Below are 17,090 nucleotides of genomic sequence, written 5' to 3' on the forward strand. Positions count from 1 at the left end.
CTGGATGAGGGCCTCGATGACAGGCTTCTTGTACTCGGTGGACCAGCGGATGCCGATGCCTGGATATCTCCCTGGTTACCTGCATTGCCTGCACCCGGGGCGTTTCCTGCACCTGAGGCTGCTTTTGCTGCGTTTCTGGCTTCCTGGTTCATCTGCATCTGCTGCATATTATTCGCGGAAGCAGTTCCCATAAAGTTACCTGCATTCTGCATTCCCATGCCCATTCCCATAAATCCAGCCATACTGCCGTTCGGGTTTGACCCGGCTGCTTCCAGGCCGTGGGCAATGGCTCCCTGGACATATCCTTCCCGGATAGACGGATCTCCAAGCATTGCTCCCTGGTTTCTCATATTAATTAATTTCTGGGATTCCTCATCATAGGAAATACTCGCAATCCCTACCGACTGAATCTCCAATCCACGCATCTGCCGCCAGTCCTCATCCAGGGTCTGCGCCATATATTTGCCCAGTTCCCTAGCTTTTGATGAAACAAAAGAAATACGGGTACCATCCGCCGACATCTGGTTAATGGATGTCTGAAGGGCTTCTAAGAATTCAGAAAGATACTGCTCGTTGATCTCACCGACTTCTACCTGTCCGCTGTTTCTGGGCACAGCTTCTGCATAAAACAGGAGGGGATCTGTAATTTTGATAGAATAGGTTCCATGTGCTCTTAAGAAAAGCTCTGCGTTATAAAAATTGTCAAAATAGTTAATCGGGTTCCTGGTGCCAAAGCGGATTCCCCTGATCTCCTGCAGATTGATATAATATACCTTTTGGGCAGTTGGGGTCACACCTCCGAATTTAAACCTGGAAAAGGTCTCTCTTACCGCATCTTCCAGCTCCCCGTTAAATAAAGAAGGCATGGAAGAATTATTAACGGTATAGTAACCCGGCTCAGCCGTGTAATCAATGATTCTGCCGCCATCCACCAGCAGCATAAACTGATTGTCATACACATGGATTACAGAACCATTTGAAATGGTATCGGAACTGCTTTTGGTATTGGAGCCTGTGCGCATCTTCACACCGCGGGTCAGAAGCGTCTGGTCTCCCATATCTTCCGGCTCAATTACTTCCAGCCACTGATCTGCTAATGAACTTCCAATTGCACCTGTTGCTGCTTTTATAATTCCCATATATTGTCCTCCTGTTATTAATCTTCTGTTTTTTGCACACAAGCGGAGGTATTCCCTCCGCTTATCCACAATCTGTTATTCATTTTCTGATTCTTTTGTGCCCAGAGCCAGCCACTTCAGATAAGCGTTGATAAAGATATCAATACTTCCGTCCATTACGCTGTCCACATTACCGGATTCCGCATTTGTGCGGTGATCCTTGACCATGGTATATGGCTGCATAACATAGGAACGGATCTGGCTGCCCCAGCCGATTTCCTTTATTTCACCACGGATATCGGATACTTTTTCCGCATTTTCCTGTTGCTTTAACAGATACAGCTTTGCTTTCAACATCTGCATTGCCTTATCCTTATTCATGTGCTGAGAACGTTCATTCTGACACTGTACCACGATATTGGTGGGAAGATGGGTAATACGGATGGCGGAAGAAGTTTTGTTAATATGCTGGCCTCCCGCACCGCTGGAGCGGTACGTGTCAATCCTTAAATCCTCATCCCGAATCTCAATATCAATATCTTCTTCAATATCCGGCATAACATCACAGGATACAAAAGAGGTCTGGCGTTTGCCCGCCGCATTGAAGGGAGAAATACGCACCAGCCTGTGCACACCCTTTTCTGACTTGAGATAGCCAAATGCATTTTCACCTTTTACTTCAAATGTTACCGATTTGATGCCGGCTTCTTCTCCGTCCAGATAATCCAGTACTTCTACCTGGAATCCTTTCCGGTCTGCCCATCGGCAGTACATGCGGTAGAGCATACTTGCCCAGTCACAGGACTCGGTGCCGCCTGCTCCTGCATGGAGTGTCATTATTGCATGATCTCTGTCATACTCACCCGCCAGTAAGGTCTTGATCCGGATATTTTCCAGAGATGTCGTAAAATCATTCAGTGTTTCTTCTATTTCCGGAATCAGTGAGGCATCATTTTCCTCATATGCCATTTCCAGAAGGGTTTCTATTTCTTCATACTGATCATTCAGTTTTCGGAATATTTCAATATCATCCTTTAAACTGCTGAGCGTTTTCATATATTCCTGTGACTTTTCGGGCTGATCCCAAAAGTCAGGTTCTTCCATCTTACGCTCTAATTCCTGAATCCGCTTTTCCTTGTTAGCCAGGTCAAAGTGAATCCCTCACTTCCACTAATGGTTTTGCATACGTGCCTAACGTATATTTAAATTGATCTAATTCTACCACAGCTTCACCTTCTCTCAATAATTATTTGATTTATTTACAAAAAGGCCGTTTTATACAAACGACCCTTTTTGTTCTATTTGATTTATGCTTTTCTGCCGCAGCACTGTTTATATTTTCTGCCGCTTCCGCATGGACACGGATCGTTCGGATATACTTTTTCAGAAGTACGTCTTACCGGACCTTTCACTTCAGAGTCATCTTTGTTGGTTCCGGTTACCTTAGCTACTTCTTCACGTTCTACCTTCTGCTCAATGCGTACATGGTATAAGAGGCGAAGTGTATCTTCCTGGATTCCTGCAGACATGGTGTCGAACATCTCGTATCCGCTCATCTTGTATTCAACCAGCGGATCTTTCTGTCCATAAGCCTGGAGTCCGATACCCTGACGCAGCTGATCCATATCATCAATATGATCCATCCACTTACGGTCGATTACTTTCAGAAGAATTACACGCTCCAGCTCACGCAGCTGTTCCGGTTCCGGGAATTCTGCTTCCTTTGTCTCGTACAGCTTTACTGCTTTTTCCTTCAGATTCTGCTTCAGCTGGTTCTTCTTTATCTTCTTAATATCCTCTTTGGTAACTGGCTGCAGAGGAATAATCGGATTCAGCAGGGAATTCAATTCATTTAAATCCCATTCTTCATTATCCGCATCATCCGCAATACACATATCAACGGTATTGTCCACAATATCGGTAATCATCTTGTATATGGAATCCCGCATGCTCTCTCCATCCAGAACTCTTCTTCTCTCCTTGTAAATAATTTCACGCTGCTCATTATTTACCTGGTCATATTCTAACAGGTTCTTACGGATTCCATAGTTGTTGCTCTCGATCTTCTTCTGTGCTTTTTCAATTGCAGAAGAAAGCATCTTGTGTTCGATCTGCTCATTTTCAGATACACCCAGGGATTTAAATATACCCATAAGACGCTCTGAACCAAACAGACGCATCAGATCATCTTCCAGAGAAATGAAGAATCTGGATTCACCTGGGTCTCCCTGACGACCGGAACGTCCGCGCAGCTGGTTATCAATACGTCTGGACTCGTGACGTTCGGTACCGATAATCTTCAAACCGCCTGCTGCTTTGGAATCATCATCCAGTTTAATATCCGTACCACGGCCTGCCATATTGGTTGCAATGGTAACTGCACCATGTACACCAGCCTCAGCAACGATCTCAGCCTCTAATTCATGGAATTTTGCATTCAGGACTTTATGCTGGATTCCGCGCTTTTTCAGCATACCGCTGATCAATTCAGACGTCTCGATGGTAATCGTACCAACCAGTACAGGTTGTCCCTTTGCATGGGCTTCTTCAATAGAATCCACAACTGCATGGAATTTTTCCTTTTTGGTCATGTACACAGCATCGTCAGCATCCTTACGTGCTACCGGTCTGTTAGTCGGTATCTCGATAACATCCATTCCATAGATATCACGGAACTCCTTTTCTTCAGTTAAAGCAGTACCGGTCATACCGGATTTCTTTGCATATTTATTGAAAAAGTTCTGGAAAGTGATGGTCGCAAGGGTCTTGCTCTCTCTCTTTACCTTCACATGTTCTTTTGCTTCAATTGCCTGATGCAGACCGTCGGAATATCTTCTGCCCGGCATGATACGTCCTGTAAATTCATCTACAATCAGTACCTCATCATCTTTTACCACGTAATCCTGATCACGGAACATCAGATTGTGGGCACGCAGTGCCAGGTTGATATTATGCTGGATCTCCAGATTATCCGGATCAGCCAGGTTTTCAATCTGAAAGAATTTTTCTACTTTCTTTACACCATCTTCGGTCAGGTTCACTACCTTGTCCTTTTCATTTACAATGAAATCTCCGGTCTCGGTGATTTCTTCGCCCATGATAGCTGACATCTTGGTAACTTCACCGCTGGCTTCTCCACGTTCCAACTGACGTGCAAGGATATCGCAGACTTCATACAGCTTCGTGGACTTTCCACTCTGCCCGGAAATGATAAGGGGTGTCCTGGCTTCATCAATCAGCACGGAATCGACCTCATCGATGATGGCATAATGCAGATCTCTCTGTACCAGCTGTTCCTTGTAGATAACCATGTTATCACGCAGATAATCGAAACCTAATTCATTATTGGTAACATATGTGATATCACAATTGTATGCTTCACGTCTCTCGTCATTGTCCATGGAGTTTAATACACATCCTACTTTCAGGCCTAAAAACTCATGCACTTTTCCCATCCACTCAGCATCACGATGTGCCAGATAATCATTAACCGTTACGATATGAACGCCTTTGCCTTCCAGAGCATTCAGATACGCCGGAAGTGTAGATACCAAGGTTTTACCTTCACCGGTCTTCATTTCTGCAATACGTCCCTGGTGCAGGATAATACCACCGATGATCTGTACCGGATAATGCTCCATGTCCAGAACACGTTTGCCCGCTTCTCTCACCGTGGCAAATGCTTCCGGGAGCAGGTCGTCCAAAGTCTCTCCATCAGCCAGTCTCTTTTTATATTCTTTCGTCTTATCTCTTAGTTCTTCATCAGACAAAGCCTGCATGGTCGGCCTCAAAGCTTCTACTTTTTTTACGAGAGGTTTGATCATTTTAACCTCTCTCTCACTATGAGTCCCTAATACTTTTTGTATAAGATTCATTTCTATTCACCTATATCCTTCATCTGTGTTCTTATAATCACTAACTATATTAACACCTTTACGCATTTTTCACAATAAAATTTTTTATAAACTTAGGCTTCATAAATCGTTCATAATGCGTTCATATAAAAAAAGACCGCCTGCAGCCTCTGCCGCAAGCGGAATTTTTATCAATTTTGTACCTAGTACAGCATTGCTTAAATAATTGAGTAATACACACAGGATATTCGTATCAGGGGATTCGAACCATTCTGCAGGTGTAGCGGGCTGCATCAAAGAATGGTTCGGATTTCCTGGTGCGGATAGCCGAAGTGTATTACTCAATTATTTATGCAATGCTGTACTAGTACATCAATAGAACGTAAGAAAGCGATTTTCTTTCACACTTAACTGTTATCGGAAACCGATAAATTAAGAAACGCGGTATTTTTCCAGCGCCCCGGTTAGCTTTTCACAAGGCTCCCCGTGGATCTGCAAGTCTACAACATTTCCGACTGCAAGTCCTAAAACGCCTAAAATAGATTTCGCATCAATTACAATATGTCCTTTTTTCATATCCATGTCATATGGATAATTTGTGATCTGGTTTACAAATTCTAATACTTCATCCGGATTTTCAAAACTTACCTTTATTTCTTTCATGAAATCGATCTCCTTTTCCTGGATATTTATCCCCTAAACAGCGCAAACATACCTCTGCATACCGCTGACGGGTCTGCGGTACTGCTTCAATAGAAAGTATGGAACGGCTTTTGTTCCAAACTTATGATTTCGCGAATTATGCGTTATTTTGTCTTTTGTTAACTTTTTATCATTCTATCTTATATTCCAGGAAAGAAATAGGGGAAGTTTTTAAAAAAGGAGGAAATATTTAATATCATTTTACTATTTAAAGGTTTTACGGTACTCTGCAGGAAGCATTCCAACTTCTTCTTTAAATACCTTGCTCATATATTTGGGGTCTGTATATCCTGCCATTACAGCGATCTGGTTTAATTTCAGTCCGGATTCCAGCAGCAGTTTCTTAACTTTGTCTATTTTGTACCTGCGCAGCGTTTCTGTAAAGGAACTGCCTGTCTCTTTTTTAAACTGACTGCTTAAATATTCTTCGGATACATTCAGCTTCCGTGCAATCATTTCCAGGCTGATCCCCTGATTGTAGTACTCCTGAATCATATTTTGGGTTCTTTGTACCATGATTCCAACCGGCGGTCCCTCCTGACTGTCCTGGGGGAGCATCTGTTCAAACACCTGCCAAAGAGCTTCCATAATTTCCTCCCAGCTGACTGCATCCATTACTGTCTGCAGGATCTTCTGTACCGAAAGCTCTTCTCCTTTGCCTGCAAACTCTTTTGCCGTATTTAAAACCGCCCAGGTAAAACGGATACATCCATCCTTAATTTCCAGAGGATGATAGATCTCCGCCCTGGAAAGCCTGCAGAATTCACGCAGACACCGTTCAAATTCCTTTTTGTCATGGCGCAAAAGGGCATTTTTTACCTGTGTGTCTATGTCCATTGGGTATTTATAGGGATAGGTCAGGATACCCTCCGTATCTTCTTTGCAGATCATGCCCTTATCCATCCCGGACAGATTCCATTCCATTCGGACCCAAATCTGCCGGTATGCCTCTGCAATTCCCATAAGCCCATCACTTTTTCCCCATCCGTAGATCCCTTTATCTCCCAGATTCGCCATTAGCATTGGAACCACTGATTTTGCAAAATAGGATTCAACCTGTTTTTCTTCCAGGGTGCGGTAAACCACAACCGTAACCGCCCGGCGGGACTCATTTTCCATGACATGACTGGAAAAATAACTGCTGTGGCTTCCAATATCTTTTAACAGGTCACTCAGAAGAACCAGTTTGTCATCATAGGCTTTGCCAAGCCGTATTACGAAGAGATACAGTGTATCCGTCCAATGGAAACCGTATTTTTCGTACAGAATATGATCCAACTGCCCGTCTGTTTCGAACTGGCCCATAATGCCGGAACGAAATATATGATCCAGAGTCATGGACTGATCCTTTTGACGCTGTTCCGCCAGTGAATCTTCCACTTGTTTTAAGGCATGTTTTAATTCGGGAATTTTAATGGGTTTTAACAGATAGTATTCGATTCCAAGCTCAATCGCCTGCTTCGCGTAGTTAAAATCCGAATACGCCGTAAGTACAATTACCTTACAGTCTACATTTTCATTTCGAAGCTTGCGAAGCATAGTAAGGCCGTCCATATCCGGCATTCGAATGTCCATAATTAACAAATCCGGCAGTACCTGTTCCACCAGCTTCAGTCCGGCAATTCCATCTGCCGCCGATCCCGCAAGTTCATAGCCGGGATTTATTTTTTTCAGGATTTTCCCCAGGCCTTCCCGGATGGGTGCCTCATCTTCCACGATTACGATTCTCATCTTCATCCTCCTCTGCTGCTGGTATAAAGAGATGTACTTTCGTATATCTGTTTTGCTTGCTTTCAAAATATATATTGGCTTGCCCGGGGTAATACAGCTGCAGACGTTTTCTGACATTCATAATACCCAGGTGGTCATCCATATCTGCTGATTCATTGTTCAGAAGAGCCATTGTCTCCAGGGAAAGCCCTCGTCCATTATCTTCAATCACAATATGAAGCTGGCCATCTGCCTCTTCCATCCTGATCTTCAGAATGCATTCTCCTTCTTTGTTCTTAAAGGCATATTTGATTGCATTCTCCACAAACGGCTGTAACAGCAGCTTGTGTATCTTGCAGCGCATGATACGCTCAGGTACCTGGGTTACGGTTTGCAGCGGCTTCCCAAGTTTCGCACTCTGGAGCAGCATATATTGTTCCAGCCAGTACAGCTCACGCTGTATATTCGTTTCACCCCCGGCATTTTTCACTGCATACCGGAGAATGTCCGCCAGAGCGCCTACCATATCGCTGATTTCGTATTCCTCCCGATCAATCGCCTTCCAGTTAATAGTATCCAGCGTATTATAGAGAAAATGAGGGTCTATCTGTGCTTCCAGGGCATATAATTCAGCGTTTTTCTGTTCCAAAACCGCCTGCTTCACCTGGCTGATCAGCTGGTCAATCTTCTCCATCAGTTCGTTGAAGCCAAGGGCAATCCGCCGTATTTCCAGGGGCATCTCTTCCTCTACGGGAATGCGGACCATAAAATCCCCTGTCTCTGCCTCATTCATCGCTTCTACGATCCGGTCCACAGACTTCATCACGGGACGTGTAAAATAATACGTCAGCAATGCCAGAATTCCAATGGTCCCCAGTGTGACAACGATCCAGAAACAGCCCTGCTCCACCACTGCCCTGTTATAACGCTTCATGGATTGGAAATAATAAATGCTCCATCCGCTTTTTTCATTGACCTTTTCCATTACACGGTAGCCATTTGTCTTCAGCTCTGTCTTCTTTCTGCCTATCTGTGCTTTAACCGGTGAGCTGATGATCGTATCACCCTGACAGACATAGATTCGGTTATCCTCTCCGTTATAGATGCTCTCTTCCAGGACTTTTTCATCTATGCTGACGGTAATCGTCCCAATCTCCTTATGGATATCACGGTAATCCACTATTTTTCTGATCACCTGGAATATAGCCACTTCTTTATCCCCTATGGTTACCGGATCGTCCGGAACCTGATACATCATCGTTCCGGTGAATGACGGAATCTCTAACGTATTCATCCAGCTGCTGTTGGCTGAAGAGGAAGAATTGTGGTCATAGAATATTTTCTTGCCGTTTTTTAAAGTCAGAAGCACGCCCTCTACCCCGATATTACGGTTGCTCATATGGCTTAAGTATCGGCGCAGCTGACTGCTGTTTACCGTAAGGTCATCCTGATCTTCATTAATTTTCTCTGCATACGCTACTACCTCATCATCCGTACACAAATCGTAGAGGATGGTTTCGTATTTATCCAGAACCATATCCAGACATTGGTCTGCCTTATCCATACCGCCCTGAATCCGGTCATGGAGGCTCTGTTTCATATTGATTCTCATTCGTATCTGGGACAGTACGGCAAACATGGTAATGGACAACAGAGATGCCAGTAAAAATGCCGGAATCAGCCTTTCTCTTAAGCTCTTTGTCTTTTTCATCCTTCCCCCTCCCGGATCCTGCGTACTTCGTCTGCCGCCTCCTGCAGTATTTCTTCATTTCTCTTTTCCCCAATAATGCTCTGCCGCATTGCCCGGGCTACTACGCTTGATATCTGCGGCCAGTCCGGAGATACTTCCCGGTATCTCGCTGTTTTAAAAAGCTCAATGAATTTGTGTTTCATCGGGTCATCTTTATACTGAGTGTCCATAACGTCCTGCCTTGGTGCCAGGAGTCCGAAATCATCCATATATGCAGTCATACGGTCTTTATCCGCTATATAATTCAAAAATGCAATTGCCGCATCCTGCTTCGCCCCTCTGGTAACGGCAAATACCTCACCGCCCGCCACCGTTACCGGATCCCCGGCATAGGGAAGTCTTGCAATGTCAAATTCCAGTTTTGGATTCCGTTCCCTGAGATCGTCAATAATACTGGACGACTGGAATACCATGGCAATATTCTCATCTGCGAATTGATTCATCAGATCATTCATCGTCAGATTAATGCAGTCCCTGCTCATGGCACGGCAGGAAGTAAGCCGGGTCAGCAGGTCAAATGCATTTTTTCCGGCTGGTGAATCCAGGCTGTCCACATCCGCGCCCATTCCCCAGAGTATGGGCAAGAATTCATATAAGCTCTGCTCACTCTGAAGCGCGGACAAAGCCACCCCGTATTTATTGTTCCCGGTGGTTCTCACCGCTGCCTGGTAAAAATCATCCCAGTTCTTTGGGACGTCCACTCCTGCTTCCCGGAATATTTTTTTATTATAAAACAAGGCAGGACAATTCACCCCAAAGGGCTGCCCGTATATGCGCTCTCCCACTTTGCACGGCTCTAAAACAGCCGGTATATAATGCTCCAGTTCCGGCACCTGATCCGTGAGATCTACAAATGGCTGCATTGCATAGAAATATTGAAAGTCAGAGGAATCAACAAGCGCCAGATCCGGCATTTTATCGTCCGCCATGCTCAGTGCCAGCTGCTTTTTGAAGTCTTCACTTGGTACAAATTGAAGTTCAGCCTCTATTTCATTCTGGGAGGCATTAAAGGCTCCCACCAGATTATCCAGCTGCTTCTTATTCTCTTTTACATCCCAGTAATGCCAGATGACAAGCTCCGTTTTGACCGGTGTCAGCGGGATTTCTTCTTTTGTACATCCCGGTATGGCAGCCATTATGGTAAATGCCATTACCGAAACCGCAATCCGTTTCCACTTTTTCAATTTTCCTACTCCTTAAAATACATCAAAATGAAAATACACCCGGGCTTTCTGCCCAGATGTATTTTCCTCTACACTTTACTAAATACATACAAATCCAACACGCTCTAGAATTCCGGTTCGATTAATCCGTATGTATTTCCTTTTCTTTTGTAAACTACATTCACTTCGTCTGATTCTGCATTGCAGAATACGAAGAAGTTGTGTCCCAGAAGTTCCATCTGCACACATGCATCTTCTGGATACATTGGTTTAATTCCGAAGTGTTTAGTACGGATGATCTTTACTTCATCATCATCATCTACTTCTTTTTCTATAAACTCTTTGCGGAAATTAGCGCCGCCCTGATGCTTTTCTACGATCTTATTTTTGTATTTTCTTAATTGTCTTTCAATGACTTCTTCAACAAGGTCAATGGATACATACATATCATTGCTGACCTGTTCTGAGCGGATAATATTTCCTTTTACCGGAATAGTAACCTCTATTTTCTGTCTTTCTTTTTCTACACTTAAGGTTACGATAATCTCAGTTTCAGGAGTAAAATATCTTTCCAGCTTTCCAAGTTTGTCTGTAACAGCATTTCTAAGACCTTCTGTTACCTCAATATTTTTTCCACTAATCGTATAACGCATGATGTCCAACTCCTTTTCATTTATATTTTGCCCTCCGGAATTCCTTTCGAAGCTCCCTGGCAACCCGGTTCATCTCTGCTCAAAAATTTACCGGCTTTAACAGGTTTTAATGCTTGTCCTGTCCTATGAAACAATTATACCACATTTTACGTTTTTTACAATCCAATTTATTCGATTTCAATTATTTTTCACACAATTTTATAACTTCTTTATAAGGCATCGGTCCGCCGAAAAGATCCAGGGCACTTCCGATTGTGGCATCCAGCCTGCCTTTTCCATGAATCCTGAGATTCTCCAAATCGGTAAAACTGCCTATTCCGCCGGCATAGGTAATGGGAATTCCCTGCCAGGTTCCCAGCATATCCGCAAGCGCAGTTTCAATCCCGCTTGCTTTTCCTTCCACATCAACCGCATGAATCAGGAATTCATCACAATATTCTGCCAATTCATCCAATACACGGTGTGATAGTACCAGATCCGTAAATTTCTGCCAACGGTCCGTCACAATATAGTACTGATTCTCTTTTTTCCTGCAGCTTAAATCCAGAACCAAATTCTTTCTGCCTACTGCCTGAACGATTTTGTGTAAATTTTCATAATCCAGCCTGCCGTCTCTAAAAACATAGCTGGTGACAATCACATGGGAAGCTCCTGCTTCCAGGTAAGATGCGGCATTGTCATCCCGGATTCCCCCACCCACCTGAAGTCCAAATGGATATGCCCTTAATGCAGATAACGCCTGTTCCCTGGTTGCTTCATAATAGGGTGAAGAAGAAGGATTTAACAATATGATATGCCCGCCTTTGATTCCGTCCTTTTTATAGAAATTGGCATAATAAGCACCATCCTGCTCCGATACAAAGTTCTCAGATGCCTGGTCCATTTCATCTTTCAAGGTCCCTCCGACAATCTGCTTCACTTTCCCATTATGTATATCAATACATGGTCTGAATCTCATTTTTGCCACGCTCCTTTTTCTTTAGATTCCTGATATACCCTAAATTCTAGCACATCTTTTCCATTTTGTGTGTTATAATTATAAAAAATGGATCATAATCTGTATATCGGCTTTTTCATACGCAGTGGGAGGTAGTTTATGGTTAAAACATCAAAAAAACAAGAGCTTAAACGTTTCGCATTCATTATACTCGCTTCTATTATAATGGCTGCCAATATTAAAACGTTCGTCCGTGCAGGCGGCCTTTATCCCGGCGGATTTAACGGTCTCACACTTTTATTACAGAAAATCGGACAGGTTTATTTTTCTATTGGACTTCCATTTTCCGTTATCAACTTTGCTTTAAACGCAATTGTAGTTGTGATCAGTTACCGTTTTCTCGGGAAGAAATTTACTTTTTATACCTGTCTGATGATAGGGCTGACCGGTATCCTCACCGATATTATCCCCGGTATCCCCATTACTTCTGATATCCTGCTGATTGCAGTCTTTGGTGGAATTATCAACGGACTAGCCATGAGTCTCTGCCTGATGGGTGCCGGAAGCGGGGGAGGCACTGATATTATAGCCATTATGCTGTCTGAAAAATACCATATGGAAACCTGGAACTATATTTTCATCAGTAATGTAATAATGCTGATGGTGGCAGGCTATCTGTTTGGATGGAACCAGGCTTTGTACTCGATTATTTTCCAGTTTGCCTCTACTCAGATTGTAAGCCAGCTTCATCTGCGTTATAAGAAGCATACTTTATTTATCGTTACCTCACATCCTGGAGAGATCTATAATGAGATTCTGGCATGTACCAATCATGGCGCGACTATTTTTACAGGAACCGGCTGTTATGAGCAGGAACAGCGCAGTATGGTTTATTCCGTAGTGTCCAGCGATGAAGTAAAAGAAGTAATGCAAAAAATCCATCAGGTGGATGAGAAAGCATTTATTAATATTATTAAAACGGATCAGCTTAACGGACGATTCTACCAACGGCCTACCGACTGAATATGAAGTTTGCGGCAGTCGCCAAATGGACGCGCCAGCGTGTCCGTTTGGCTCGTTGCCCGCGGGAATAAAGTAAAGGGAGCTTTTGATGCAGTGTGCATGCAGCTCCCTTTTTCATTGTCCGCTGATTAACGGTTTGTATCGTTTGTTTCTGTATGATTTGTATTTCCAGTCAGATCATCTCCAAGATCTTCAACGCCCTGTTTCACGTCTTCACCGATTTTTTCCACTACACCTTCTGTTCCATTCGTACCGTCTGTAACATCATTGTTCATGTCATTCGTACCGTTTTCTGTGGCACTTGTATTATCTGTACCTGCATTCGTGTTGGCTTCTGTTCTTTTCTCAGTTGTTGTACTTTCAGAAGTCATCTGAGTATTTTCTGTTGTCTTGTTGTCATTGCTGCTTCCACATGCTGTCATAGCGCACATACAGAGTACGAGTAAAGCGCCTGCAAAACATTTTTTTAACTGTTTCATAATATATCTCCTTTTCACTTTATTATAGAATAAGATTTCTCTTCGGAAATAATATGTGTAGATTTTATATTTTTATTCATCCTGGAAATCAATTCTTTTTCGGAACAATCTACGAAACAGCTGCTTTCCATTAAAAGGAAATAAGGGATACAGATAACTTCTGCCTGCTACCGTTTTATTGGTAGCAACAACCAGAATCGTAATTATAATACCCAGTATAAATCCATAAATATTGAGCAGTGCCGTGAGTATCAGCATAATAATTCGCATAAATTTAAATGCATATCCCAGTTCATAGCTTGCCTGAGTATAGTTGGCGATTGCCACGAATGCCATATACAGCATGGTTTCTGAATTAAACCATCCCGATTTTACTGCAAATTCTCCTACAACCAGCGCTGCAATAACACTTAACGGCGTTGTCAGCATATTGGGCGTATTAATCGCTGCCAGCCGCAGTCCGTCAATTGCAAATTCCAGGATCAAAAGCTGAGCCAAGAGCGGGATATTCATTGTATCCGTTACTTTAATAAACTCAAATGCTTTTGGTATCCATTCCGGATTCTGCATCAACAGCAGCCAGAGGGGGGTTAATATCAGGGTTAAAAATGCAATCATGCCTCTGGTTACCCGGAGATACGTTCCGGTTATGGGCGGGAAGTAGAAATCATCCGCTTCTTCCATTATATCAAAAATGGAAACGGGAAGAATGATGGCTGCCGGGGAATTGTCCACCAGGATTGCAACCTGGCCTTCCAAAATACTGGCTGCTGTCGTATCCGGACGCTCCGTATATTTGAACTTTGGAAACGGGTTGTACCATTTTCTTGGGTAGATGCATTCCGCAAGGCTTTCCTGATTCATGGAAAGAGCATCCACCTTAACGCTTTGAATCCGTTCTTTTAACTCTCTTACAAAATTTTTATCTGCACGGTCTTCCATATAACATAGGACCACATCCGATTTTGAAGTAGAGCCCACATTTAACATTTCCATAGACAATCTCGGGCTTCTGATACGGCGCCTGATCAGTGCGGTGTTAAAGACCACCGTTTCCACAAAACCATCCCTGGACCCTCTCAATACCTTGTCTTTATCGGGTTCTCCCACGCTTCTCATAGGGTAAGTACGACAGTCAATGGCAAAACACTTGGAATAGCCATCGATAAACAGGCAAAGAACACCCGAGAGAATATTTTTGGTAATTTCTTCTCTGTCATCCAGCATATCTACTTCCACATAAGGGATATAATCATGAGACAGGTCTTCACTGTCCTCTGGTAAATCCTCTGGTGTAATAGAATGGAAAAATTCCAATATTTTTTCCATGATTTCATCTTTTATAAATCCATCTACAAAATAGATACATGCTCCCCGGTCTGCTACTGCAGTCATCTTGTAGATAATATCAAAATTCTTATCTACTTCTAGTTTTTGGTGGAAATACTCCATATTCTCAATTAAATCTGTTGATATCGTTTTCTCCATATTTATACCCCCTGCTTAATACAACTTGCCTGTAATACTGCCATAAACATTTATTCCCGCGAGCAACGAGCCAAACGGACGCGCTGGCGCGTCTATTTGGCGACTGCCGCGTGGGTCGAAAACCCCGTTGCTTGCCGCGAGGTTTTCGACTCCCCGCCGCAAATGTATCAAACTGACGCGCTTGCCGGGTTTTTAACTTCTCTATGAATAGACTTTCCCAAAATTAGCAAAATTATGTTATACTGTTTTTAAAAATATAAATTGGAGTGGTGAATATGGAATTTTTACACTTACTGGAAGGCATACGGTCGCCTGTATTAAATACCGTTTTTCAATTTTTTACCTTTTTTGGCCAGGAAATGCTGGTTCTTGGAATTATCTGCATCTTATATTGGTGTCTGGATAAAAAGCTGGCTTATAAAATTGCACTTTCGTTTTTTGCTGCAGGCATGCTGCTGCAAAATCTAAAGATTACATTCCGGATTCCAAGACCCTGGGTTCTGGATCCGGATTTTCAGGCAGTTCCATCTGCCGTACCTGCCGCAACGGGTTATTCTTTTCCCAGCGGACACACACAAAGTGCAACTTCGCTCTTTATGACGCTGGCTCTTTCCCTGAAACAGAAATGGATAAAAATAATCTGTGTTGTGATTTTTCTACTAGTGGGATTTTCCAGAATGTACTTAGGCGTCCATACGCCCAAAGATGTGTTGACCGCAATGGCTATGGCAGTTATTATTTCTATTTTAATTCATAAATTATTCGACAAGCTGGAGAATACTCCAAAGTCTAATCTGATACTCAGTATTGTACTGGCTGGATTTTCTTTTTTGTCTATGATCTATGCTCTGGCACTGCTGAAAAACGGCACCATAAACGCAGTGTATGCTGCTGATTGCTGCAAGGCCGCAGGCTCGGGTCTTGGCTTTGCTATCGGTTGGTATCTGGAACGGACTTATATTAATTTTGAGACAGAAACAACGGTATCAAAACAGGCTGCAAAGTTCATTCTGGGTATTGCTTCCGCCCTGTTACTAAAAGGCATCTTAAAAGCCCTTCTGGGCGGCAGTATTCCGGCTGAGATGCTTCAGTACTTTATTCTAGTTCTCTGGGTAATTGCCGCCTATCCTTTTATTTTTCAGAGAGTGAAATTTCTTGGTGGGAAAAAATAAAAAATTGAAATAAAAATAACCGTTTAGAGGAAATACTTTCCATCTAAACGGTTATAAATTTATTCCCGCGAGCAACAAGCCAAACGGAGAACAAAACTTCTTACCGCACATCTCCCATATAAAACAGTGCCAGTGTCCCCGGACCGGAATGGGCACCAATGGTTGGACCTACCGGATTAATCAAAAATGCTTTGATACCGAATTTTTCCTCAATCAGGGATTTTACATACTCCGCGTCTTCGATGCAGTCACCATGGCTGATAAATACAATATCATTTTTATCCTGGTAACTACCGATTTGCTTTTCCATATTCTCCACCAGGGCTGAAAGGGATTTCTTACGTCCCCTCACCTTGGCAACCGGTATCAGGCGGCCTTCATTGTCTACGTGAAGCACCGGTTTTAAATGAATCATAGTTCCCAGTACTGCGGCTGCCTTTGATACTCTGCCGCCTCTGTACAGATGGAACAAATCATCTACTGTAAAATTATGGACTACGTTAAGCTTATGATCCTCCAGCCATTTCACCAGTTCCTCATACTCCATACCCTGCGCCTTTAACTGAAGCGCCTTATGTACCAAAAGCCCCTCTCCTAAAGAAGCACAGAGGGAATCTATAACTGTAATTTTCCTTTCAGGCATTTCCTCACGCAGTTCCTCGGCTGCAATCCGGGCACTGTTATAGCTGCCGCTCAGACCGCTTGAAAATGCGATATGAATAATATCTTTTCCATCTTCCAGAAATTCCCGAAGCTCTTCTTTTGCTTCCTCCGGATTGACCTGGGATGTGGTCGGCATGGATCCTGCCCGCATCTTTTTGTAAAATTCCTTGTAAGGCAGTTCGTGCTTCCTGTTATAAGTTTCGCCATCTATCATATAAGTCAAAGAAAGCATGCCTAAGCCATGCTTCTGGATATATTCCTCGGGTAAATCCGTGGTATTATCCGTCGTAATAATGTAATCTCTCATCTGCTTTCCTCCCGTTAAAACTTTTTTTCATCATAACACTAATTGAGGTTTTATGCAAGCGTGGAAGAAAA

At 43.2% G+C, this 17,090-nt stretch carries 14 protein-coding genes; 2 read left to right on the top strand and 12 right to left on the bottom strand.

Annotation, left to right across the window (positions count from 1 at the left end; genetic code table 11):
- From ACH2DQ_RS18925 to hisA, 9 genes are all read right to left on the bottom strand, one after another.
- Positions 1-1,139, bottom strand: a 1,139-nt coding sequence (locus ACH2DQ_RS18925; RefSeq protein WP_395027847.1) for an SPFH domain-containing protein, incomplete at its 3' end; no start/stop codon positions are given.
- Between the two features lie 75 nt (positions 1,140-1,214).
- Positions 1,215-2,343, bottom strand: a protein-coding gene (gene prfB, locus ACH2DQ_RS18930; protein ID WP_394913336.1) for a peptide chain release factor 2 whose coding sequence is annotated in 2 segments (ribosomal slippage) — positions 1,215-2,267 and positions 2,269-2,343 — 1,128 coding nt in all. Because the reading frame shifts where the segments join, the coding sequence is not laid out codon by codon here.
- 82 nt (positions 2,344-2,425) lie between these two features.
- Positions 2,426-4,993 (bottom strand): preprotein translocase subunit SecA, encoded by a 2,568-nt coding sequence (secA, locus tag ACH2DQ_RS18935; RefSeq protein WP_394913335.1) that lies wholly within the window; start codon positions 4,991-4,993, stop codon positions 2,426-2,428.
- A 411-nt stretch (positions 4,994-5,404) separates the two neighbouring features.
- Positions 5,405-5,635, bottom strand: coding sequence for an HPr family phosphocarrier protein (locus ACH2DQ_RS18940; protein WP_394913334.1), 231 nt, complete (start codon positions 5,633-5,635; stop codon positions 5,405-5,407).
- 243 nt (positions 5,636-5,878) lie between these two features.
- Complete coding sequence (locus ACH2DQ_RS18945) at positions 5,879-7,405, bottom strand: response regulator (protein WP_394913333.1); 1,527 nt, start codon at positions 7,403-7,405, stop codon at positions 5,879-5,881.
- A complete protein-coding gene (locus ACH2DQ_RS18950; protein ID WP_394913332.1) occupies positions 7,380-9,095 on the bottom strand; it encodes a sensor histidine kinase in 1,716 nt (571 codons plus the stop codon). The genes ACH2DQ_RS18945 and ACH2DQ_RS18950 overlap by 26 nt, the downstream gene beginning before the upstream one ends.
- Positions 9,092-10,318: an ABC transporter substrate-binding protein gene (locus ACH2DQ_RS18955; protein ID WP_394913331.1), complete on the bottom strand. Its 1,227-nt coding sequence runs from the start codon at positions 10,316-10,318 to the stop codon at positions 9,092-9,094. Before ACH2DQ_RS18955 ends, ACH2DQ_RS18950 begins: the two co-directional genes overlap by 4 nt.
- A 104-nt stretch (positions 10,319-10,422) precedes the next feature.
- Positions 10,423-10,950: a ribosome hibernation-promoting factor, HPF/YfiA family gene (hpf, locus tag ACH2DQ_RS18960; RefSeq protein WP_044297866.1), complete on the bottom strand. Its 528-nt coding sequence runs from the start codon at positions 10,948-10,950 to the stop codon at positions 10,423-10,425.
- Positions 10,951-11,131: 181 nt separating this feature from the next.
- Positions 11,132-11,908: a phosphoribosylformimino-5-aminoimidazole carboxamide ribotide isomerase gene (gene hisA, locus ACH2DQ_RS18965; protein WP_394913330.1), complete on the bottom strand. Its 777-nt coding sequence runs from the start codon at positions 11,906-11,908 to the stop codon at positions 11,132-11,134.
- A gap of 138 nt (positions 11,909-12,046) precedes the next feature.
- Between hisA and ACH2DQ_RS18970 the strand changes: the two genes are divergently transcribed.
- The gene (locus ACH2DQ_RS18970; protein ID WP_394913329.1) at positions 12,047-12,910 is read left to right on the top strand and encodes a YitT family protein; all 864 of its coding nucleotides are present in this window, start codon (positions 12,047-12,049) and stop codon (positions 12,908-12,910) included.
- Positions 12,911-13,038: 128 nt separating this feature from the next.
- Here the strand turns inward: ACH2DQ_RS18970 and ACH2DQ_RS18975 are convergent, their stop codons facing one another.
- Both ACH2DQ_RS18975 and ACH2DQ_RS18980 read right to left on the bottom strand, forming a co-directional pair.
- Positions 13,039-13,389, bottom strand: a complete 351-nt coding sequence (locus ACH2DQ_RS18975) for a hypothetical protein (protein ID WP_394913328.1) — start codon at positions 13,387-13,389, stop codon at positions 13,039-13,041.
- A gap of 72 nt (positions 13,390-13,461) precedes the next feature.
- Entirely contained in the window at positions 13,462-14,877 is a 1,416-nt protein-coding gene (locus tag ACH2DQ_RS18980; protein WP_394913327.1) for a spore germination protein, read from the bottom strand.
- 275 nt (positions 14,878-15,152) lie between these two features.
- Between ACH2DQ_RS18980 and ACH2DQ_RS18985 the strand changes: the two genes are divergently transcribed.
- The gene (locus tag ACH2DQ_RS18985; protein ID WP_394913326.1) at positions 15,153-16,049 is read left to right on the top strand and encodes a phosphatase PAP2 family protein; all 897 of its coding nucleotides are present in this window, start codon (positions 15,153-15,155) and stop codon (positions 16,047-16,049) included.
- A gap of 100 nt (positions 16,050-16,149) precedes the next feature.
- Here ACH2DQ_RS18985 and ACH2DQ_RS18990 read toward each other — a convergent pair whose 3' ends face one another.
- The gene (locus ACH2DQ_RS18990) at positions 16,150-17,019 is read right to left on the bottom strand and encodes a DegV family protein (RefSeq protein ID WP_394913325.1); all 870 of its coding nucleotides are present in this window, start codon (positions 17,017-17,019) and stop codon (positions 16,150-16,152) included.
- Positions 17,020-17,090: the final 71 nt, after the last annotated feature.

Source organism: Robinsoniella sp. (assembly GCF_034124845.1).